The sequence below is a fragment of the Burkholderia singularis genome (assembly GCF_900176645.1).
GTDB lineage: Bacteria > Pseudomonadota > Gammaproteobacteria > Burkholderiales > Burkholderiaceae > Burkholderia > Burkholderia singularis.
Genome location: NZ_FXAN01000095.1, coordinates 1 through 22074 on the forward strand (window position 1 = coordinate 1; position 22074 = coordinate 22074).

General features: G+C 58.6%; 12 protein-coding genes and 1 pseudogene. 2 read left to right on the plus strand and 11 right to left on the minus strand.

Annotated elements, in window-relative coordinates:
• Positions 1 to 83: BamA/TamA family outer membrane protein (locus tag BSIN_RS26850; RefSeq protein WP_143757286.1), on the plus strand; the 83-nt coding region annotated here is incomplete at its 5' end.
• 595 nt (positions 84 to 678) lie between these two features.
• On the opposite strand, the gene BSIN_RS25560 is transcribed toward BSIN_RS26850, so the two are convergent.
• The 4 genes and pseudogenes from BSIN_RS25560 to BSIN_RS20715 all read right to left on the minus strand — a co-directional run.
• Positions 679 to 3558: a hypothetical protein gene (locus tag BSIN_RS25560; protein ID WP_143757504.1), complete on the minus strand. Its 2880-nt coding sequence runs from the start codon at positions 3556 to 3558 to the stop codon at positions 679 to 681.
• Between the two features lie 151 nt (positions 3559 to 3709).
• On the minus strand, positions 3710 to 6430 hold the full coding sequence (locus BSIN_RS25565; RefSeq protein ID WP_143757505.1) for a hypothetical protein: 2721 nt from the start codon (positions 6428 to 6430) through the stop codon (positions 3710 to 3712).
• Positions 6431 to 7022: 592 nt separating this feature from the next.
• Positions 7023 to 7493, minus strand: a complete 471-nt coding sequence (locus BSIN_RS20710) for a VirK family protein (RefSeq protein ID WP_159936023.1) — start codon at positions 7491 to 7493, stop codon at positions 7023 to 7025.
• Positions 7494 to 9794: 2301 nt separating this feature from the next.
• Positions 9795 to 11909, minus strand: a pseudogene (locus BSIN_RS20715) (hypothetical protein); the annotation flags it as partial.
• Positions 11910 to 12540: 631 nt separating this feature from the next.
• Here BSIN_RS20715 and BSIN_RS26690 point away from each other — a divergent pair.
• On the plus strand, positions 12541 to 13722 hold the full coding sequence (locus tag BSIN_RS26690) for a GGDEF domain-containing protein (protein WP_089341833.1): 1182 nt from the start codon (positions 12541 to 12543) through the stop codon (positions 13720 to 13722).
• Positions 13723 to 13958: 236 nt separating this feature from the next.
• On the opposite strand, the gene BSIN_RS20725 is transcribed toward BSIN_RS26690, so the two are convergent.
• The 7 genes from BSIN_RS20725 to BSIN_RS20755 all read right to left on the minus strand — a co-directional run.
• On the minus strand, positions 13959 to 14969 hold the full coding sequence (locus tag BSIN_RS20725; protein WP_175581866.1) for an alpha-amylase family protein: 1011 nt from the start codon (positions 14967 to 14969) through the stop codon (positions 13959 to 13961).
• On the minus strand, positions 14929 to 16401 hold the full coding sequence (locus BSIN_RS20730; RefSeq protein WP_089341829.1) for an AMP-binding protein: 1473 nt from the start codon (positions 16399 to 16401) through the stop codon (positions 14929 to 14931). The genes BSIN_RS20725 and BSIN_RS20730 overlap by 41 nt, the downstream gene beginning before the upstream one ends.
• Before the next feature lie 9 nt (positions 16402 to 16410).
• Complete coding sequence (locus tag BSIN_RS20735; protein WP_059516342.1) at positions 16411 to 16647, minus strand: acyl carrier protein; 237 nt, start codon at positions 16645 to 16647, stop codon at positions 16411 to 16413.
• A gap of 10 nt (positions 16648 to 16657) precedes the next feature.
• On the minus strand, positions 16658 to 18364 hold the full coding sequence (locus BSIN_RS20740; protein ID WP_089341830.1) for an MBOAT family O-acyltransferase: 1707 nt from the start codon (positions 18362 to 18364) through the stop codon (positions 16658 to 16660).
• A 9-nt stretch (positions 18365 to 18373) separates the two neighbouring features.
• Positions 18374 to 19540, minus strand: a complete 1167-nt coding sequence (locus BSIN_RS20745; RefSeq protein WP_089341834.1) for an alginate O-acetyltransferase AlgX-related protein — start codon at positions 19538 to 19540, stop codon at positions 18374 to 18376.
• 359 nt (positions 19541 to 19899) lie between these two features.
• Positions 19900 to 20916, minus strand: coding sequence for an alginate O-acetyltransferase AlgX-related protein (locus tag BSIN_RS20750; protein ID WP_089341831.1), 1017 nt, complete (start codon positions 20914 to 20916; stop codon positions 19900 to 19902).
• A gap of 58 nt (positions 20917 to 20974) precedes the next feature.
• On the minus strand, positions 20975 to 22074 hold a 1100-nt coding region (locus tag BSIN_RS20755; protein ID WP_089341832.1), incomplete at its 5' end, for an alginate O-acetyltransferase AlgF.

Below are 22074 nucleotides of genomic sequence, written 5' to 3' on the forward strand. Positions count from 1 at the left end.
AGCTGAGTTTGGGCTTCCCGCTGCAGAAGCATACCGGCGACCAGTATCAGAAATTCCAGTTCCAGATCGGAACAGCGTTCTGATCGGATTCCCAGCGGGGGCCGTGATAAAGCCGAGGTTCAGTGTCTCGACTGATTTCGCATCGGGCGGGGTGGTACCCAGGTTCGGCATGCGAGCGTCGCGCACTGACTGGGGAAGGGCTGTAGCGTGTCTTCTGTACCCGCAAACAATTGAATGCCAATCGCCGAAATAGGATTGGGACGCGGTGTACTGACCGGATGCGCTGAGCGTGCAAGCTTCGCTGGTGGCGATTTTTGGGCTCCTCGATGTGCAAAAAATTTCGGCAATCGAAGTATTGGGTTACTGCCTTGAATGTGCGGCTGTAAGAAGAGGATTGTGAAATACGAAAGAATGACTACTGAAAATTCGAATGATAGCGAAATAGCGTGATTGCTCTCGAAAAATTAAAACATGCGAGTTGTGCGGAAATGTCCAGGTGACCAACATTAGAAATTTCAGTGCTAGATTAGTGCGGCGTTCAAATCGATCAAACGCTGTGCGTCAATGATAAGTTGATATCTTCATCATCAAATTTCACTGACGCACTGGGTGAAGAAGACATTTGCAATACAGCGTTACGCGAAGCATAAAGCGGACAATCAAGCCGTTGTGAGTCGTTTACTCTTCCGTCATAGCTTCCGCGATTTCATCGATGTGTTGCAACACATGCTCTGCTGCCTTGGTGCGTGTATGCTTAATCGCCGATCTAATTGCCTCATCGTGAATGGGAATACTGAGTGGAATAACGCCGTCTGGCCGGGGACGTCCGACGACGTAATCTCCTAAATTCTGCCTATCTCGATACAGGCGTAATATGTTCAACGCATGGAATGCGCAATCACCATCGGGGGGGACGTCATAACGATCATCACCAATCTGAACGTTATAATGGTCATGCTGTAAAATCAATGTTCCGACATAGGGGGCATTGGGTTGGCCAATGCGATGAGAATAATCTGGAGTCTGCACATCGAATTGTATATTGTTGTCAAATGCGAATGTTTTAAGTGAGTTCGCAAAAAGAAGGTCAGCATGAGGAAAATTCCATTTTCCGAGTTTAATTAATTTAGAAGCCGATTTTTTGATGGCGGATATCTTGCGTTCCTTTGTGATTTCAGACTTACTTTTTATTTCCAAAAGTAAAGAAGTGTCTTCTCGGGGTAGTGGTTTATTTTTCTTTATGTAACGCTGACCTTGGGGCGTAAGGGTGCCATTGGCTCTTACGAGGCGATTTAAAACCAAAATTGAAATGTCGTGTATTTTGGCAAAATCACGTCGGCTTGTCATGATTCCGCCGGTGCCGATAGTTTGTGAGGCCAATCGAATCAGTTCAGGCGTAACAGGCTTGGATTCTTTTTCTTCCAGTAATTGTTCGCCTGCAAGGGTCAAGCCTTTGTTTGAAATGTAATGGAGGAGTGTTCTTTTATTAAGTCGATATTTTTTTAAAAATTCCGACAATTTCCCAGGTCGATCAATTATTGCTTGTTGGGCCAGTTTGAGAAGTTGCGGAGTAATGAGGCGTGCGTATTTCCTGAATTTTTGGTGTTTTTGAGTGGAAATGACTTCTTCTGAATTATCTCGAAGCACAGCTTCGGTATACTTGCTTTGAGTGAATTCTGCCTTTTGATGTTGAGAAATGGGGAAACCCTTTTTTTGATATTGTGTCTGTAAACCCGATGCCGATACAGAGGCAGAGTGCGGATAAATTGAAGATGTATTCGGATCTAATTCCGAAGGATGTGACCACTCATCTAACACTGACAAATAACTTATATAAGAAACGGATGCCTCTGACTCAGGTAAGCTCGTGGGCAGGGTTGCCTTTATGTCGGGCGACTGCGGGGGGCGAGAAAAGGGGGAAATACGTTCACCGGATTCCGAAGCCTGTTTGTCCGGAATTGCGAGGCTGATTTCATTTGCATTACGTATGACGTATGACGCAGCTATATAGCGTAATTTTCTGATTGTTGATTTAATCATAATATCGTCAGCCGGAAGGTTTAATGGAATAGTACCGTCGGCTCGTTGAGGACCGGCGATATAATCTCCAAATCCACCTTCCTTGTTGTATACACTCAATATGTTTAATGCATGAAAGGCGCAATCTCCATCGGGAGGGGGATCGTAGCGACTGCCGTCGATTCGAACGCTGTAGTGATTTTGTTTTAGTATTAATGATCCTGCGTATGGGGCGTTATCACTACCAATGCTATGAGTGTATTCAGGGGTTTCGATGTTAAATTTAATATTTAAAACTTGAGAGAGAATTTTAAAGGACTGTGCAAAAAGCAAATCGTCGTGACAGAAATTCCATTGCCCTAATTTCGCCAGATGCGATGCCGCCGTTTCTATTTCAATTATTTTTTGAGATTTTTCGTATTTTGAAAAAGGGGCTTTGGTCAAACGTTTTTTTCCTTTTTCGGTAAGAATTCCTTGTGCGGTGATATGTTTTCTCAATGAAATAAATGAAACATTATGAATTCTGGCGAACTCGGAAAATCTCATTTTTCCGTAAGTGGTGCCGATGTTTTGAACTGCAAGCTTAATTAAATTTTCCGTAATTGGTTGCAGCTCCGAAATTTTTCTTTGCTTCGAAATAAACTGCCTGCCGATCAATGATATGCTTCTATTTTTAATGTAGCGCCTAAGTTGGTGTGGGCGAGCACCGACTGCGTATGCAACTTCAGAAAATGTTTTTCTGACGTCTTTTAGCATGGCTTCTGCTTTTTCGAGTATTTCAACGGTAATGACTTGAGACTGAGGAGAGTGAGTTAAACGCCGCTGTCCGCGAGAGGTTAGAGTGCCGTCAATGTTTATATAACCCTGCAAGATTTTATTTGATAACCCATGTAGCAATTCGAAACGGTTGCGGGATATTTTACCGGGCCCGGTGCCTACGCTCTTGGCAGCGAGGCACAAAATCTCGGGGGTGACTGCCGATATTGGGTTTAATTTGATAGGTTCGTTTTTCTTTGATTTCTCTTTGAGAGGAGTTTTTTTAGATGCAACGCTGGATGAAGACAGGGGTTGGGTGATGTTTTCATATTTATTTTGAGTATTGATGAAATCGCTAGGACTAAACGAGGAAAACTCTAGGAGAGGATCAAGGTGCGTAGTTTTGGATTCCAGCCAAGCTTGAATTCTTTCAATTGATGTGGCGGAATATGGTGTGCCGGGGCGTTTTTCTTGGTCTGAATGGTTTCCAATCATGATGTCTCGGATAAAATTTTCTCCCTCTAATGGATTAAGATTGGAGAACGGGGCGGCAAGGTCGAGATCGATTTCGGTTAATGGAGAAATTGTTCGCTCTTCGGAACTAAGAGTACGTTGCCGGTGAGGTGAAGATGAAAGAGCGTCCAATTCAGGGGAAAAGGAGAGGCTGCGCGTCGCTACTCGGGATTGTCGATCAAGTGACTCAATAGAAATATTTGATTGACTATCTTTTGAACCCGAAGTGATCGATACAGTAGAGGGGCGAGCTGGAGGAGTATGTGGCATGGCTATAGTGCGATTTATTTCAAATATTGAATTTGCGGAATTTTAATTGTGACTATTTTCTAATTTAAATATTAAATTTCACAATGTCGAAATTGCCTCTTGTTCAGATGTGAGCAATGAGGCAATTTCACGTTAACGATATAGTATTGTTTCATACTCCGTCTATAGCTTCGGCAAGTTCGTCAATGTGACGCATTGCATGCTCTGCTGCCATATAACGTGTCCCTCCAATTTCCTGCTTGATCGTCGTATCGTCGGCTGGAATAGATAATGGAATAATGCCGTCCGGGCGTCGAGGGCCAACGATATAATCACCAAACCCCTGATTGCTGCTATGAAGGCGTAAAACATTCAAGGCATGAAAGGCACAGTCTCCATCTGCTGGAACATCATAACAATTTTCATTAATCTGGACATTATAATGGTTTTGTTTTAATATTAGCGTTCCGGTATAGGATGTATTCGGATTGCCAATATATTGAAAATAATCTGAGGTTTGAATGCCAAATCTTATATGATGATCGGATGCAAAATTACTGAAAAAGTATGAAAAAAGTTGGTCGGAATGGGGGAAATTCCATTCCCCTGGGTTTTTCAATTTCAATGCTGCTTCCCTTATCGCGCGCCGTCTATTGGCAATTGAGTTTGCTGCAGGTTGGTTATTTTGGAATAGTGGTAACCAACGACGATAACGAGATTTACCTTGATTGGAAAGTGTTCCATCGGCTTTTAAATAATATTTTAAAGTTGTGGTCGATATTTTATTGCGCCGTGCGAATTCATCTCGATTCATGTCACCGGGTTTTGTGCCGATGCTCTGCGAAGCGAGTTGAAGCATCTCGACAGTGAGAGGCTTTAATGCTTTTTCATCTTTGTCAGCCGCCAAGACTTGTTGGCCGGCGAGAGTCAGGCCATGGCTCGAGATATACAATCGAAGCGTGTCTATTTTGATTCCATGCTCTTTTAAGAAAGATGGAATTTCTTTGGGATTTCCAACTATAGTGCGCTGAGCCAGTTCGAGTAACTGTGGGGTGATAACACGTTTTTTGCCGTGACCTGGATTTTTACCGGTGGCAATGATGTCTGGAGGTTGATGAGAATCCATGCTGAGTGATTCCTCCATTGGAGTAGACGAACTGTATGAATGTGGCGATGCGGAGCTCGATTCCGGCAAGCAAACTGCCTGACCAGCATTGGCATTGATCCGAGAGGGGGCAAACTCGGCTGGTGAGGGCGCTCTGACGGCTTCCCGGGGTTGTTGGTTCAACACCGACTGAGCGATTTCATCTGTATTTCGCATGACGTAAGTGGCGGCTTTATAGCGTAAATCATTAATTTCCGATTTTATTGATGCATCATTACTCGGAAGGTTGAGGGATAGCGTGCCATTCTGGTCGGACGGGTTGATAATATAATCACCGAAATTACCTTGGTTGTTGTATATTCTCATTGCATTTAATGCGTGAAATATACTATCTCCATCCTGTGGAGGAATGTAGAATTGATTTTTAATTTGGAAGATGTGATTATTTTTATTAAAAAATAATTTTCCTATATGCGGTGAACTTGAATTTCCAATGCTATGTGATTTTTCTAGATCTACAATGTCAAGTTTTATGTTCAATGTGTTGGTGAGAAATTTTAGTGAATGCAGGAAAACCAAGTCGGCAAAAGGGAAATTCCAGCGGTTCGATTTTGCTATCTTAAGTGCGGCAGTTTTGATTGCGCTTTTTTGAGATTTAAATATTTCTTGATTTTTGTTTTGCTCTGTATCTAATTTATTTTTCCCCGCAGTAGTCAGGCTGCCATCTGCTTTTATGTACTTTCTCAATAAGGCTAATGAAAGAGAGTGATTCTTGCAAAACTCCGACAAACTAATTTTGTCGAATGCCTTCCCGATGCGCTGAGTCCCAAGTTGTATGAGATCTGTTGTAAGCGTTTGAAATACGTTTTCTCCACTACATCTTGCAAGTGCTTGTTTGCCAGCTAGTGATAAACCGGATTTTGTTAAATACGGATATAGTTGTTTCGGTTTGACTCCAATTTCAGTTGCAATATCTGAAATACATTTATTGCTGTCTTGGACCATTGAGGCTGCCTTTTGGAGTGCTTCAGCAGTGATGGTGCTGGTTCGAGTTGGGTTTGCTAGGAATCGCCGCGCTCGTTCAGTAAGAGTGCCGTCAACATTGATATGAAATTGCAGAGTACCGGACGGCAAATTATATTTTTTTTCAAAAAAATGACGGGCTATTTTGCCTGGACCTATTCCTATTTTTTCGTGAGCAAGACGTAAAATTTCGGCAGTGACTTTTGGTGGAGGATGTGCAGAGGCTATACTCCGGCGACCAAACTGTCTTCTTGCCGAAGTTTCTTGTGCGGTCGAAGCAGGTGCGGTTGATGTTTGTTCGATATTTGCTGTTTCTTCGACTTGAGAATTTAATTCAACTCTATCTTGTATTGGCGATGTCGTTGCTTGCTTGTGGTAAGGGAAATCGGATGTCAACCAATTCTGAATAGTGTTGACTGACATAGGTGTGACCGAGGCGAGAGGTCGGTTTTCTTGTTCTGAATAACCTTCATTTATGATTTCCCGGATAAAATCATTCTGTTCGTTTGGGTTGAGATTGGAAAATGGGAGCGCGATTTCGAAATTAATTTCGGATAACGGGGAAACAGTTCGGTGGTTGGATGTTGTGGCGTCTTGTTGTTGCGATGAACGCGAGTATGAGCTCAATCTTGACGAAGAGGTGAGGCTGGTGGTTGTTACCCTCGGAGACTGAAACGATAAAGCCGATGGAGAGCTTCGTTGGGTGTCGTCTGAACTTAAAGTTATTGTATTCGGAGACGGATTAATTGGAGGAGTGGTCGGCATGGTTGATTTTTATTAAATTAAATAGTGATAATGTTAATCTAAAAAACGTAAACTGATAAAAGTTATATATAATTGAAAATGAAAGTCGCTTGGATGCCGGTATAGATGGTCGTGACGTAAAGTCACGACTCCCATTATTCTGCTGCCGATGTAATTTCCCTCGATCGAATAGCCTACTATAATATCTTTATCAGAATTGAAGTCGATATCTGAAAATATGTCAGTTTTGTGTCGACGTATTTATTTTCTCATGCTTATTTAATTTTCCTGTTTGAGGCTCATTTAATGGGCATGTGTGATGAATGTGGAGTGTTAGAGTGTGTAACTATTATTAAACTACTGAGCTGAAGGAAATCGATCGATACCGAAAATACTCGCCCGTTTACGAAATACTGTATTGTCGTACTCGTTTACCGCAGAGGGCGGGGTCTGCTGAGCGATACGCTAAATCTCTGCTTGGACTAGGCGCCGCATTACGTCGGCTATTCAGGACTGGCTGGTGCGATAGTTCCGGTGCGCGATGTTCGCGATGCGCCGCGCGAGTGTTCGTTCGTCACAATCCGCGCCGGCGCGATCGCTTAGACGGGTCTTGTTAATGCGGATTCGATTGTTCCGTCAGATCGGACGAGAAGCGCAGCCCTTTCCCTAGCGTGCATTGATAGATGGCCGGCGTGGCGCTGCCGGGCAGCGGCTGATAGGTGGTGGGCGAAAGGGCCTGTACGCTGACGGCCGCACTGCCGTTGGACATCACTTGATATTGAATAAATTCGATGGTCGGCGTCCCGTCGGGTCTGATCGTAAAGTGGCGGCTGGAGTACGCAATGCGCTCGCCGTCATTCTGCGGGATCACCATGAATTCCTGAATCTTGAGTCCGCCGAGCAGATTCGGCCTTTCGACGGCCGTTTCTGGTTTGCTGCTCGGAGCGCACTGATGAGGGTGGAACAGAGAGGTGACGGCCGCGCCGGCAAGCAATTGATTACGCAACTGCTGATATTGAGGTATTTGCTGGGCGGCGGCCAGCGAAGAACCGAACAGGCAGGCGCCGTAGGCAGCGGCGATCATTCGCTTTTGTCTCATGATTTTTCACCTCGAATTTGTAGAGAATCTTCGGCAAACGGAAGATGCTGGGCCGTCGCCGTTCTTTGTGCCCGCCGCAATCGGGCGAAGCGCTGTGAAAGTATTGACAGCCACGGTACTGAAATTTGAACGGCCGAGAAATGGTTTGGATCCCTGTGCAACGCCACAGTGCGGGGTTGGCGTGGGGAACCAGATGCTTGGTGGGGGCCGGACAGGTGGCGCGTCAATATGTGAGCGGCGCGGGGAGATCGAAACCGGCAAGCCGCCGTGCATGTCGCGCGGCGGCTCCAGGAGACAATCAATGCTGGATACCTTCAGTATTTAACCATCCGAAGTTTCGGGTTCCGAATCGTTAGATACGTTATCGGCAAGTCGCCTTGAACGATCCGGGGCGGCTGGCAGTGAGCCTGTCTGCGCGCCTGCGGCGCCTACGTGGCGAGCTTCGCGCTCGCATAGAAGGGTGCGTGTCCGGCACAGAAGAGCGCTGGCGTGCTGGTGTCCCAGTCGGTTGCCGTGCCGGGACACATCGCGCGTTTCGCTGCTTGTATACGGATCGAGCAACCCGCGCTCCACGAAGCGAGGGCGGTGTGCGGCGCGGCCGGCACGACTACGATGCCGAATGGTGATGCAGCCGTGATCATTCATTGTGAGCCATAGCATTTGCGATTTCATTCGAGTGACGTATGGCGTATTCAGCCACCACGTAGCGCAAGCCGCCAATAGCCTGTTTGATCGTCGTATTGTCGGCGGGAACATTCAATGGAATAACGCCATCCGGACGTTGAGGCCCGAGAATGTAATCTCCAAAATTATTCCCTATTGGAGTTGCCCCTGTAACTCAGGACACGGGGACACCGTTAGGTTGATGACACCGTAGCGCGCCTGAACATTTGATTCCTCCGTCAAGTCGGATGCAGGGGAGGTTGGGCCGATGCATTCAGTTTTTCCAAAAAACGTATCTATATCACCTTGATTGAGTTAGGGCAACTTCTCGTTGAAGCCGAGATCGAAATCGTATGTATTGGCCATTCCTGCTACCATCGATGTACTCGATGAGATAGAGTATCCCGCTGGCGGGAAAAATCTTCGGCCATGATTTCTCGAATTAATTCTTCTTGTGCATCTGAGTCGATGTCTGAAAATGGTGTGTCGAGATTGAAACTTGGTTCGGATATTGGGGAAATATCTTGATCTTCCGTGTCGCGAGAATTTTGTTGATGAAGCTTAGTTAAGAGCGAAGTCAATCTCGGTGAGGATGTACTACTGGTGAGCTTGCAGTGTATTGCGAGGACGATTGCACGGGGGGTGAGTATTGCCCGAGTTCGAAGCAATTGATAGACGAGGCAGAGTGATGGGAAGCTTATTCGGCATGACAAAGGTGCGGCTGATTATACTAATATAAAATTTTTCAAGGTGATTGATAAAGGTTATCTATGATAATGATTGAATTCATGACATTTTGTTGATGCTGATCTTGATTCGAATGATCGGTCGAGCGGGTGGCTACGGTGCATAAAATGTTTTGTTTTTTAAAAAAAGTGAATTTTATAGTGATGCCATATTTAAATTTTTTTTGTATTGAGATGCGCATGGTCAATAATTTGATGTTACCTGAAATTTTATATCGCATGGTAGTTGGTGAGTAATAATTTTGCTTTTCGGGAGAGGCTGGATGTGGTCGTCTGATATTCCGGGTTGAAGTTCAAGGGATGATGTGCTGATATGTTGGTTGCGCGGTGGCGAGATCATAATCCTATTGCTGAAATAAGACGTCGAAATAAAATTACTGTTTTGCCGATAACGGTATATGAAGGCATCGTTTTTGAAATCGCCATTCACCGTGCCCTTTCGATGGAGCGCGATGAGTTGCGGCGTAATCCATGCTGGGTATCGCACAACCGACCGAATTTGTGCGGCGCGTGCGTTGGCTGGCCGCCGTGCTCGTCGCGAAGTGGCCTGCACTAGCGGCTAACGTTGAATTCCCCCGAATGCGGACTCGCCCGCGGTTTTGGTTTTCTAATCGCCAGATCCGCGGCGGCCTTTGTCCGCGTAGCTAGCGAATATCGTTGGAAATATTGACAGATCGCGGCATGCGGATTTGAACGGCCAAGAAAAGGGATGAACGTTTGCGAAACGTCGGGGTGCGCGGTTTGAGCGGATTTGAAAGGCGGTTTGTATCGAGCGCGTCATGAATCAACCGCGCCACAATTAATCGGCTGCGCTCGACATATCGAGCGCAGCCGGCCGCCCCGCGTATCGCGAAGCGGCCCCGGCCGGCGATCAGTGCCGGATGTCCCACCAATATTGGCCTGAGCGCAGTTTCGGGCTCTGAATCGCCAGATAGGTTGTGCTCCAGAGCTGCGCGGCGTTGGCCTCGGTTGCATCGGCGCTGCGGGTGCCGAACGCCTCGGTCCGGTATTGGCCGTTCGCATACGACCACGACCACATTTCGGTCGAGCGCATGTCGTTCGCGTTCGTGATGACCTGCCAGATCTGTTGCCGGGCTTGGCTGAGCAGCGTGCGTACATTACCGGGCAAGTCGGTGCGCGCAAGCTGGCGGTCGAGGCCGGCAATCCACATCGCCTGCTGCCACGACCAGACCACCGTGCCGTGGTATGCAGCGCTCGTGAAGCGTGGCCACAGCGATTGGTTCGCATAAGCAGGATTGGCGATCAGCAGGCCGGCGTCGGTGACGAGCCCGGCCGGGAACGGACGCATCACATCGGTGACGATATGCGTGAGCTGGTCCGCGGGCGGCGTGCCGAACAGCAGCGTGAAGCCGCCATCCGAGTTCATGATTGGAATCGGCGCGCCTTGTTCGTCGAGCGAAACCGCATCGAACGACAGCGGGGCGGTGGGCGGCGGGCCGGCCGGCACGCCCGCCTGCGGCGCATATGCGGCGAGTTTCGCGCTCGCGTCGGCGGGCGTGAGCGCGACGCGGAAGAACGCAGGCGCGCTGTTCTCCCAGGCGGCGGCTTCGGTTGCCGCACCGGCGAGCGTGGCGCGTTGATCGCCGCTCAAATACGGATCAAGCAGCCCGCGCTCCAGGAAGCGGTTCGCGGCGCGCAGCGCAGCCGGCACGAGCGCGACGTTCACGTCGTATGGGTACACGCCGCCGCCCAGACCATCGGTGCTGTCGCGCCAGTTGCCGACGATTTCGCCGGGTCGCAGCCGAATCAGATTCGTTGCGACGGGCTGCTGCGCGAACGGCTGCGCGGTGGACGCAACGCGCAGCAGATTGGCGACGAAGCGCTGACCGTTCGTGACGCCGTCGCTGCCCTTTTGCGCGAGATACGCGGCTGCGCGCGCCTGGCCGCGCGGATCGTCGATGAGCCAGTTCGCCATGATCGGCGCGAGCATGTAGTCGCCGTCGATCATCTTGTAGTCATAGGTTGGCGTCGGATCGTTCGGGCGGCCATGCTTGCGGTTGTCGATCAGCGCGAATTCGCCGATGCCTTCCTCGTGCGCGACCTTGCCGTCCGGCGACAGGCGGCTCAGCACCGAACTCAGTCCGGCTTCGATCACGTCGGGCTGCAACACGGGCATCAGCATGCGCACCGAGATCAGCGTGTCGCGGCCGAAGTAGGTATCGTACTGCCACGAACCTGCCAGCAGCTTGTCCTGGAAACTTAGGAATTCGAACACGTTCTGGTTCAGCGCATCGGGGTTGACCGATGATGTGAACAGATCCGGACGGGTGATCGGCCGCAATGGCGTCTCGCCGGTGAATGCCTCGATGCGCAGACGCATCGGCTGCATGCTGTTCAGCGTTCGCAGCGTCAGCTTGCCGGTGTTGTCGGACGTCATCGTGCCGCCGCTCAGCAGCGTGATCCGTAACGCGTACCCCGGCGCGCCGTCGACGCGGTTGCGCTGCCAGGTCACCGCGTTGCCCGACACGGACGGCGGCACGACGATATCGGACGGCACTGCCGCGCCGCCATTGTAGTCGCGCAGGAAGCGCACCGAACTCAGCAGTGCTTGCTTGATCGACAGGCTGCTCACGTCGGCGGAGACGTCCGCGCGGATGCCGTATAGCGGCCTGCCGGCCGAGTCCCGCATTTGCGCGGCGGCAATCGGCGCGTCCTGGCTCCAGTTGACGGGCTGCGGCGTGTCGTCGAACCAGAGGCCGGTGCCGCTGTTGCCCGCCGGAAAGACAACGAGCAGCCGAGGCTTGGTCGACGAGCGCATCAGCAAGTGCGCGGCGACCTTGTCTTGCCGGTAGAACGCATTGATTTGTCCGCCGCGATCGAGCCTGAATGCGAGGGCGGAACTGCTCGCATTGCCGCCGCCGGTTTGCGACGACGCATTGTCGTCGTCGCCGGAGCAGCTCGTCAGAAAGACGACGAAAATAGCGAGTACTAAATGGGTGAAGACGTTCGTGATTGCGATACGTGCCCTCATCTCTCCTCCATTTTTTATGCGCGCGTGATGCAGCGCGCAGCGGTTGCGCAGGCTGCACTGGACGCGTCGATGCGTCAGCGCCACCCGATGCTAAACCAATCCGCATGCGATTGTCTCGTGCGCGTATGTGGCGAGGCGCACATTGGGAGGGCGGAGATTTGCCGAGGATGCCACGCCGCCGGGCCGCCGCGCGCGGGCCGATGCGATATTTCTTCGACGTGCTGAATCGTTCGTTTTTACGGGATATAATCGCCCGCGTTGATATAGCAAGCCATGGTGGCTGAGCAGGCCGCGCGCCGCTTTATAGCGGCGTTCTCGCAGTTCGCGCTGCCGAATCCAGGGCTTCGATTAAATTTACGGGGTTGCTTCAATACAAGCTTCATTGCGCGTTTATCGGCCAATCTTTCGTATTGCATCATGCGAAAGCGCCGGGGCGCGTAACTGACGCTGCATGCGCGCGGGGGAATCGCCACACGGTAGGCCGTGCTCGATCGGGGCGCTCGAACGTCGTTTTGCCTGCTTGCCGCAATATGTCGGCGGCAAGGGCGGCGCTCGGCCGTGTCGCGAGAACGGGGCCGTGATCGTCGGCTCGCTTGTGCCATGCCGCCATCGCGCAGCGACGACCAGGCACATGCCCGCTCATATCACGCCTAATCAGGTTCTCCAGCTCATCGTGCCGGGCGTATCGCTGCTGTTCGCATGCGGCTTTGTCGGGACCTGGCTCTTCGAGCGCAAGCTGCGTTATCTCATCCTGTTGGCGTTGTCGTTTTTTTTGTTTGCGTGCGGCGTGACGCTGCAAATCCTGCATATGCCGCAAGCATGGCGGCCGAATGCGCTCGTTTCGGCTGCCTTTTACGTCGCGAGCATTCAGGCGCTCGCGGAAGGCGTCGTGTGCCGATGGGGCCTGCATTTCCGGCGCGCGACGCATGCGGGCGTGCTGGCCGGCGTGCTGGCCGGCATTGCGTACTTCAGCTACGGCGTGCCGAACCTGATCGCGCGAATCTATCTGTTGAACTACAGCGCGGGCCTGATGATACTCGCGTCGGTCGTCCGTATCTGGGCGCGCGGCAAAGGCCGCACGATCAATCGCGTATTGACCGGCAGCCTGCTGTTGTTCGGCCTGAGTTTTCTCGTCAGAACGCCGCTGACCGTCAGCCGCACGCTGCCTCACAGCCCCGAGCAATTCGGGCAGAGTACGTTCTGGATCGCGCTGCAGGTGTCGCTCGCGTTGCTGGGCGGAGTCATGGGAATGGTTCTGATCGGCGCGGGAGTGGCGGACATGATTCAGCATCTCGTCACCGAGCGCGATTTTGATCCGTTGACCGAAACGATGAGCCGGCGTGCGTTCGAGCGGCACGCGTCGCGGCATCTGGCGAGCCCGCGCAGCCGTCCGCTCGCGCTTATCCTGTTCGACGTCGATCATTTCAAATCCATCAACGACAGGTATGGGCACGCGGCTGGCGATGCCGTGCTGCGCGGGTTCGGCCGGCTGTTGCGCGATATGGTGCGGCCAGGCGACGTGGTCGGGCGCATCGGCGGCGAGGAGTTTGCGATCCTGTTGCCGCATACCGGCCGCGACGGCGGATGCGCGATAGCGGAGCGAGTGCGCGAGGCACTCGAATCGGCGCATTTCGACGGGCCCGCGCGAGGCTTGAACGTGACGGTGAGCGCGGGGGTCGTCGAGCATCGGCGCGCCGAGACGGTAGCGATGCTGCTCGCGCGCGGCGACGTGTTGCTATACGACGCGAAGCGGGGCGGACGCAATCGGGTCGTCGCCGAGCAAGCGGCCGTGCGTCCGGTCGACGCGGTGTGACGGCGGCGCGTGCTGTCGGGCGCCGCAGGTTGCTGTCGATGGGCCGAGGTTGTGCGAAAGTGTCAGTGTGAAAGCGTCAATCGCCCGGTTGTCGGCAGCCGACGTCTTGGCCGAACCGCCGTTGAGCGGGGGTGACGCGATCCGGGAAGCCGAACCGTTCGGACCGAGCATTGCGCCGGCGTTTGCATGTTTGGCATGCCGGCCGGATCGCCGCCGGTTACCCTCGCCAACCGCCGCTAATCCCCGTATCGGCGCGCGCCTGAACGTGGCCGGCGTGCATCGGCGGCCGCTGCGGCGCGGTGTTCGGCCAGCGCGCGCACCACGCCCGGCGGCACGTAATGCGGGCCGTCGAATAGATACGCCGGATAGCCGCGATACGCTTCAAGCTGCGGTTGCAATTCCGCCGCGGTGGCGGCGCGCAGCGTCCCGTTCGGCAAGGTCCTGAACGCCTCGGCGATGATCCGCACGCGCGGCGCGCCGAGCGTTGCCGCCAGCGCGTCGGCATACTCGCGCGCGATGCGCGGTTCGCGCACATAGCCGCCGCAACCGTCCTGAAAGAACACGCCGACGTCGCGCGGCAGCCAACTGTCGAGCCATGCGGCAAGCGCGGGGCCGCCGATGTTCGAGTTGTCGTAGACGCTGATCCACAGCGGTTTCGGCAGCGCTTCGAGCAATGGCTTCAACGTGTCTGCACGTTTCCAGGTCGGGTCGACCTCGACCGGAAAATACCAGCCCGAGACGTGCACGGCGGGCGGTGCAAGCGCAAGCGCGAGCGATTGCGCAACGAGCTGGGGCGTGCGCTCGCGGGCCTCGGTCTCGTCGAAGCGGCCCGCGAGTCCGACGATCACATTGCGCGCCCACGGCTCGCGGCCGATGCGCTTCCAGTCGGGCAACCGGGCGACGGTGGGCAGCCCCGCGCCGGCGACGAGCGCCGCGCCGTCAATGGCGCTCCACTGGACGAGCAGATCGGTGACGCCGAGCGCGTCCCAGTCGCCGCGCGGGTTGGCGTGCGCATCGTCGGGCTGCCAGACGATGCCTTGAACGAGCGGCGCGCCGTGCAGCGGCGGCGGTGAAGTTGGCGAGGGCGGCGGCGCGGGCGAGGCGGCTGGCACGCGCGCGCAGGCTGCATGGCCGATCGCGAGCAGCAGCGCGAGCGCGGCGGCGGCCCGATGCGCGCGGCGCGTTCGCGTAGATCGGCGGCTGGCGTTATCGGCTGGAGCGATCGAGTTGCGCATGTCGGTATTCATCGGCGAGCCGGGCCCGGTCGATCTTGAAGTTGACGGTGACGGGCAGCGTGCGGCACGCGATCAGTTCGGACGGAATCATATAGGGCGGCAGCCGCTCGGCGAGCCGCGTCTTCCAATCGGACGCGACGGACGCCGGCAGCGCGTCGTGCGAGCCGGTTTCGACGAATACAACGATCCGCGCGACCGCACCGTCCGGCCGCCGCAGCGCGACCGCAGCGGCGCGCGGCGCGTTCGGCAGCGTGCCGAACGCCGCGTCGATCTCGCCCAGCTCGATCCGGTATCCGCCGAGCTTGACCTGGTCGTCGATGCGGCCGTCGCAGAATAGCAGTCCATCGTCGCGCATGCTGCCGAGGTCGCCGGTGCGGAACGCGCGCATGCCGTGGTGCTCGAACATCCGCGTGGCGTTCAAATCGTCCCGGTTCAGGTAGCCGCGCATCACGTGCGGCCCCGCGATGCACAGCTCGCCGCCGTCGACGAACACTTCGCCGTTGGGGCGCGCGCGGCCGATCGGCAAGCGCTGGGGATGCGCGTCCAGCAGCGCGTCGTCGACGACGATCCAGGTGGTCGCGACGGTCGCTTCGGTCGGCCCATAAGTGTTGATGATGCGCGCGTGCGCGAACCGTTCGCGCAACCGCCGCGCGAGCGGCACGGGCAGCGCTTCGCCGCAGAACAGGAACGTGCGCAGCTTGGGCAGCGACGTGCCGTTGAAAGTGGATTCGATCAGCTGCTGCTGGGCGAACGACGGCGTCGACACCCAAGTATCGATCCGCTCGCGCGCGAGCCGCTCGACGAATGCCGCGCCGGGCGCGCTTGCGGCGCGCGACATCAATACGATCGTGCCGCCGAGCGACAACGTGCCGAATACTTCGTACATCGATAGATCGAAGCTGAACGGCGCCTGGTTCATGAAAACCGGGGCCGGGCCGAGCGCGAAATCCGCGGCCATCCAGTTCGCGAGCGCATCGACGCTTTCGAGGCCGATCTGCACGCCTTTGGGCTCTCCTGTCGTGCCGGACGTGAAAAGCACGTATGCCAGCCCTTTTTCAGGCAGCGTGCGCGGCGGCGGCGCATTGACGGCGGCGGCTTCGATCTGCTTGAACGTGCGGCTGCGCGCGTCGTAATAGACGTGTGCGCCGAGCGTGCGGGCGATGCTGCGCATGCGCTCGCCGGGATAGATGGTGTCGAGCGGCACGAACGGCGTGCCGAGCATCAGCGCGCCCGTGATCGCGACGAAGAACGACGCTTCCTTGTGTCCGCGCACGATCACGGGTGCATCGGGCGAGAAACCGGCGGCCTCGGCGGCCGCGCACCAGGCTTCGGCTTCGTCGGCCAGCGCGCGCCAGGTCAAAGTGCGGTCGTCGCCGACGACGGCGAGGCGTTTGCCGTCGTGCGTGCGTTCGACGAAGCAGCGAGTAAGCAGATCGAAACGCATGTGGGTCACCTAACGGTTATCGGCGATGAAGACGGCCAGTGTGTGTACGCTCGCGAGATGCTCGGCGATTTCGGTCGCGGGCACTTGCACGCCGAACTCGGCGTCCACGCGCAGCACGATCTCGACGGCCAGCACGGAATCGACCAGGCCGGATTCGATCAGCGGCGTATCGGGTTCGACATGGCGCAGCACGATCGATTCGACGAGCTGTTTCACGTCGGCGAGTGCAAGGGGAGGGGAAGTCATTGGGGCTCCTTCAAAATTGGAAATACAGGAAACGCACTTCGCCGTGCAGTTGCGCGGCGCAGACGAGCAGCAGCGCGAGCGCGGCCGCGCTCCAGCGCCATGACGGCCGCCATGCGAGCCAGCCGGGCGCGCCGGGCGCCGCGCGTTCGAGCGCGGGCGAGAAGGGGCCCATCAGCTCGTGCGAGTTCGGCGCGAACCAGACGATCGCGAGCAGCGCGACGATGTGCGGCGCGGCCGCCGCACGGCCGAGCGCGAGCCGCAGCCAGTCGAGCGGAGGGACGCCGGCGTCGAGCGGCGGCCATGCGAGCCCGCCGGCGCCGTGCAGGCACGCCATGCGCGCGAGCATCGCGAGTGCGTCGTCGAGGCTGTGCGCGCGGAAGAACACGAAGGCGGCGAGCGCGGCGACAAAGGTGGCGAGCACGCTCGCCGCGTGACAGATGCGCGTGCGGGCGCGGCGCACGATGCCGGCGGCGGCGCACGTGGCCGCCGGCGATTGGCCGACGCTTGCGGCTGACGCGGCGTCCGTTTCCGCCCGCGATGCCGCGGCCGGTTTCGGCGTGGCGGCTTGCGCCGTCACGGATGCCGTTCGCCAATTGCGCCACGCATGGTTGATGCTCAGGTAGCCGGCATGAAGCAGGCCGTACACGAGGTATTGCAGCCCCGCGCCGTGCCAGACGCCCGCGAGCCCCATCGTGTAGAACGTCGGCAGCGCGACGGTCCACGCGAAGCCGGACGGCGTGCGTTGCGCCGCGCGCGCGGTCGGCAGCCCGCGCGCGGCGCGCCAGCGGTTGATCCGCATCGCGAGCGGATAGTACAGATAGGCGCTCAGGTAGCGCGTGAGCGTCATATGCCAGCGCTGCCAGAAATCGATGATGCTCGCGGCCTTGAACGGCGAGTTGAAGTTCAGCGGGAAGCGCACGCCGAACAATTTCGCGAGGCCGACGGCCATGTCCGAATAACCGGAGAAGTCGAAGTAAAGCTGCAGCGCGTAAGCGATGCACGTGAGCCACGCATCGAGCGCGCTCAGCGATGCGGGTGCGGCGAAGCCGGCATCCGCGTAGACGGCGATCGGATCGGCCAGCAGCAGTTTCTTCGCGAGGCCGATCGCGAACACAGTCGCGCCGATCGACAGATTGTCCGCGCGCAGCCGATAGGTGGCAGGCTGCGCGAACTGGGCCATCATTTCCTTGTGATGGAGGATCGGCCCGGCAATCAGGTGCGGAAAGAACGTGACGAACTGGACGAAGCCCAGCAGATCGGGTTTCTTGACGATCCGCGCATGGCAATCGAGCAGATAGCCGATCTGCGTGAACGTGAAGAACGACACGCCGAGCGGCAGCGCGACGCTTTGCGCGGCCTGCGCGAGCACGCCGTGCGGCGCGACGCCGAACCATTCGGTCAGGCCGCCGACGAGCGCGGCCAGATACTTGTAGCGCACGAGCACGCCGAGATCGACCGCGATCGCGGCCGTGAGCCACGCACGCCGCCAGCGCGCCGACGCGCCGGATTTCAGGATCGCGCGGCTCATCGCGTAGTTGAATGCGATCGACATCGCGAGCAGGCCGACGAACGCGGGATTCCACGCGCCGTAGAAGACGGCCGACGCGGCGCATACCCAGATCGCCGCCGCGCGCGGCGAACGCACGCCGGCCGTGTAATAACCGGCGAGCGAGACCGGCAGGAACAGGGTGAGGAAGACGAAGGAATTGAATAGCATCGCCGGAGTTCAGTTCGACAGGAGTAGGCGGGGGCGCGGCGCATCGGCAGGCGCGGCCGAGGGGCGGGCGGCTGGGCCGGGCGTGACGCCCGGCGCTGGCGCGGCGGCGGTGGATCTCATGACAGTCGGCGCGTCGGGCGGCGCGGACAACGCATCCTCCGACATCTCCCAGATCACCGCGCGCAGGCTCGCCGGCCAGCGCGCGCGGCGCGTCCACATTGCCGCGAGCGCGCGGTCGAAGCGTCCGTCGTCGACGCTTTCGTTCCACACTTCACGCCCGAGCGCCTCGCCGAGCCGGTCGGCGAACGCGCTGCGCCGCGAGAACGAACTGCCGGCGAGCAGCACCTGCACGGGCGGGCCGTCGTCGAGCAAACCGCCCGCGCGCTCGGCATGCAGCGTTTCCTGCACGTCGTCATCGGGGGGCGGCCGCCATCCGTCCGGCACGTCGCCCAAGCCGGCAAGCGCGAGCAGATCGCCGACGCGCGGCTGCTCAGCCGCGCCGCGCTCGAGCGTGAAACGGGTGTCGCCGCGTCCGCCGACGAGCGGCAGCACCGCATCGCCGACGGCGCGCGCCGCGGCTTGCGCGCCGCGTGCGTTCCAATGCACGTCGGTTCGATAGAACGCCGGACGCACGGCTGAGAGCGCGCCGGTCAGCTCGACATGCGCGACGCCAGCCTGCGTCAGCGCGCTTTGCCACGCGCGTAAGCGTTGCCCGATGCGCGGGTCTTGCCGCAAGCCGCACAGCGCCTGCGTCTCGACGCGAGCCTTGTCGGGCACCGTGACGACGACGAGCGCGATGCCGTCGCGGCGCAGCGCGTGCGCATAGCGATGCATCGCCGCGATGCGCGCGTTCAGCACGGCGTCGACGGGCTGCGTCGCGGCGGATTCGGGCGGCGGGCGCAGCCCGTCCGCATAGAACAGCCAGCCTGGGCAGCCTTCGCGCACCTGCGGCCCGAGATCACCGAGCAGGCGGTAGCGCAGCGCGGCCTGCCAGCGGTGCAGCCAATGCGCATACGGGACGTCGATCGCGCGGTCGATGCGCTGCATCTGGCTGCCGTCGCGCCAGTCGCGCGCCGTGCCGATGCCGAACGACGGATCGCTGCCGCCGCGTGCTGCGAGCGTGACGATGGCGAGTGCGCAGCCGGCCGCGAGCAGCCCGAGCACGCATGCGGCCATTGGCCGGTGTGCGGACGCGGGCGTCGGCTTGGGGGGCAGTGGGGCGTGCCGCGGCAGTGACGATGGTGGTGCCGCTGCTGCTACCGTGGCAGACGGACGCGTTGTCACGGACGAAGCCGCCGCCTCGGCCTCGGGCGTTGTCGAAGACGCGGACGGTGCCGCCGCCAGCGCGCCCGCATCGCGCGGCTGCGTTGGCGAAGCTGCCGCCGCCACGGCTGCCGGTTGCGCCAACGCTTGCGGCCGCGCCGCCGACGGCATTCCGCTCCCGGCGCGCGTTGCCGTTTCCGCGGTCTCTGCCGCCGCCGCTCGCGGGCCGCGCGCGCGTTCGTCCGGGCGGCGTGAATCGACGTTCGTGTCCATCAGCCGAGCGCCTTCGCGATGCGCGCGAGCCAGGCGTCGTCGCGCATGATCGACGTGGCGTCCCATTGCCCCGACGCGCCGGGCCCATAGGCCATCTGTCCTTCGTTGAACTGCCAGACGATCGCGCGCGGCCGCGCGTTGCCGAATGCGGCCGATTCGAGATAGTCGACGAGGGTTTTCCACGGCCCGGTGTTGCCGAACGTCCACGTGAGCCCGACCGGGCGTTCGAGCTGATTCGACAGCCGCTGCGGGAAGCCCAAATAAGGCTGCACCATGCTGTTGCCGACGACCTGCACGGCGGGACGGTCGTCGCCGACGAGCGCGCCGTCGCCTGCTGCCTGCCGGACGATGAAACGGTCCTTGCCGATCGCGCGCTTGCGCTCGGGCGGCAGCAGCTCGGCGAGATCGCCGTAATGCACTTCCTCGGTCCACGGGCCGAGCGTCGGCGCTTCGCCGCCTGGGCCGAGCGGCACGCGCGCGAGGCGCTCGGCGGTGGCGAGCGCGAACGCTTCGGCCGTGTGCGCGGACCAGTGGTAATCCGCGCGGATGTAGAGGTCGTCTTCGTTCGTGCGGGCTTGCGCGAGCGCCGCGTCGCTATCGACGATGTCGACGCCGGCTTGCGCGGCGCGCGCGCGGATTGCCGCGTCGCGCTTTTGCACCGCCGCCGACACGGCTTGATCGGCGGCGAGCTTGTCCGCGCACGCACGGGCCTTGAGCGGTGCGATGACGACCATGCAATGAATCTGCCGCGCGGCCAGTTGCGCGGCGGCCTTGCCGATCAGATCGGCAACGCTCGCGCATGCGGCGGTGTCGTCGGCGACGTAGCTTTCCCACGCGGGGAATAGCCACCGGTCGCGGCCTTCGATTACGCCGCCTTGCGACGCGGCGCGTGCGGCACGCGGCAGCGCCGCGGCGGCGCCCGCCAACGGCATCGCGGCGAGCGCGGCGAGCAGGCGGCGGCGTTGGCCGCAGGGTTCGGGCCGGAGGTGGTTCGTCATGCTGGTCGGGATACGCATGGTTTTCTCGGTTGGGTGAAGGGGCAGGGCGGGCGTGCGGCTGACGGCGTACCGCTGGTCAGCGCGGTGCGGCCGGCCATGCAAGGTCGTCGCGCGCGCCGCTCAGCGCAGGCTTCGATGCGGAGCCGGACAGGAACAGGCTGTAGCTGTCGCCGGCGGCCAGCGCCGGCAACGCCAGCGCGGCGGCGGGAGCGGCCGGCGCGACGTTCGCGCATTGGCCGGTGAGCCGGGCGGCGACGGGGCGCACGCTGCGCGTTGCCGCTTGCGCTGCCGGCACGTGCTGGAATACCGCCGGGCCGTTGCCGGCGAGTGAGATCCGGCCGTCGCAGCCGGGCGCGAAATTGAATACGTTGAGCGTGGCGCGCATTGCATCGGCGCCGGTGCGCGGCACGGCGGCCAGCATCCCGTGCCAGCCGTTTGCGTCGCGCGTGATCGCGACGGTGATCGCGAAGCCGGCGCTCGCGTGGCCGGCGACGCGGGCGGAAGCGGCCTGTGCGGCGGCGACGTCGGTGGGAGATGCGGGGGCGGAGGCGAGGGGGGACGCGCCGCGCGCGGGCGTGGTTTGCGCGCCGGCCGACGGCGCGGCGGCGCGTGCGCGGGCAGCCGATGCGCCGGCCGATGGACTGTCCGGCGGGTTGGCCGATGGCTTGACCGACGCGCCGCCCGATGAATTGGCCAGTGAATTGGCACCGGCGGCATCGGCGGCATTCGCGCGGGTGGCGTCGCCCGCATCACCCGCTTCGCCCACGTGGGCCGCAGATGCCACGAGCGGCCGGCCGTCGACGGCGACGTCGAGCGGCGTACCTGGCGTGACGACGCTCAGCCGCGTCGCAGCGCCCGCTTCGAGCCGGCTCGCGCCTGCGCTGCCGGGCAGCGCGACGCGCACGGCGTGCGCCGACAGATTCACGACGCGCAGGTAAGTCGCGTTCGCCGGCGGTTGCGGGCCGTAGAGGCTTGCGACGTCGTCGGCCGCGGCCTGCGCGGCTGGGGTGGCGAGTGCGGCGAGCAGCGCCACGCTCGCGCGCGACATCGCCGCGCGGCGCGGCCCGGCCACGGCCGGCTGGGACGGCGCGATCCGTTGGACTATCGGCGGTATGGCGCGCGCATCGGCTTTGGAATGCAGTGTGGGGTTGACGGCGATTCGGCTCGGTTTCATGG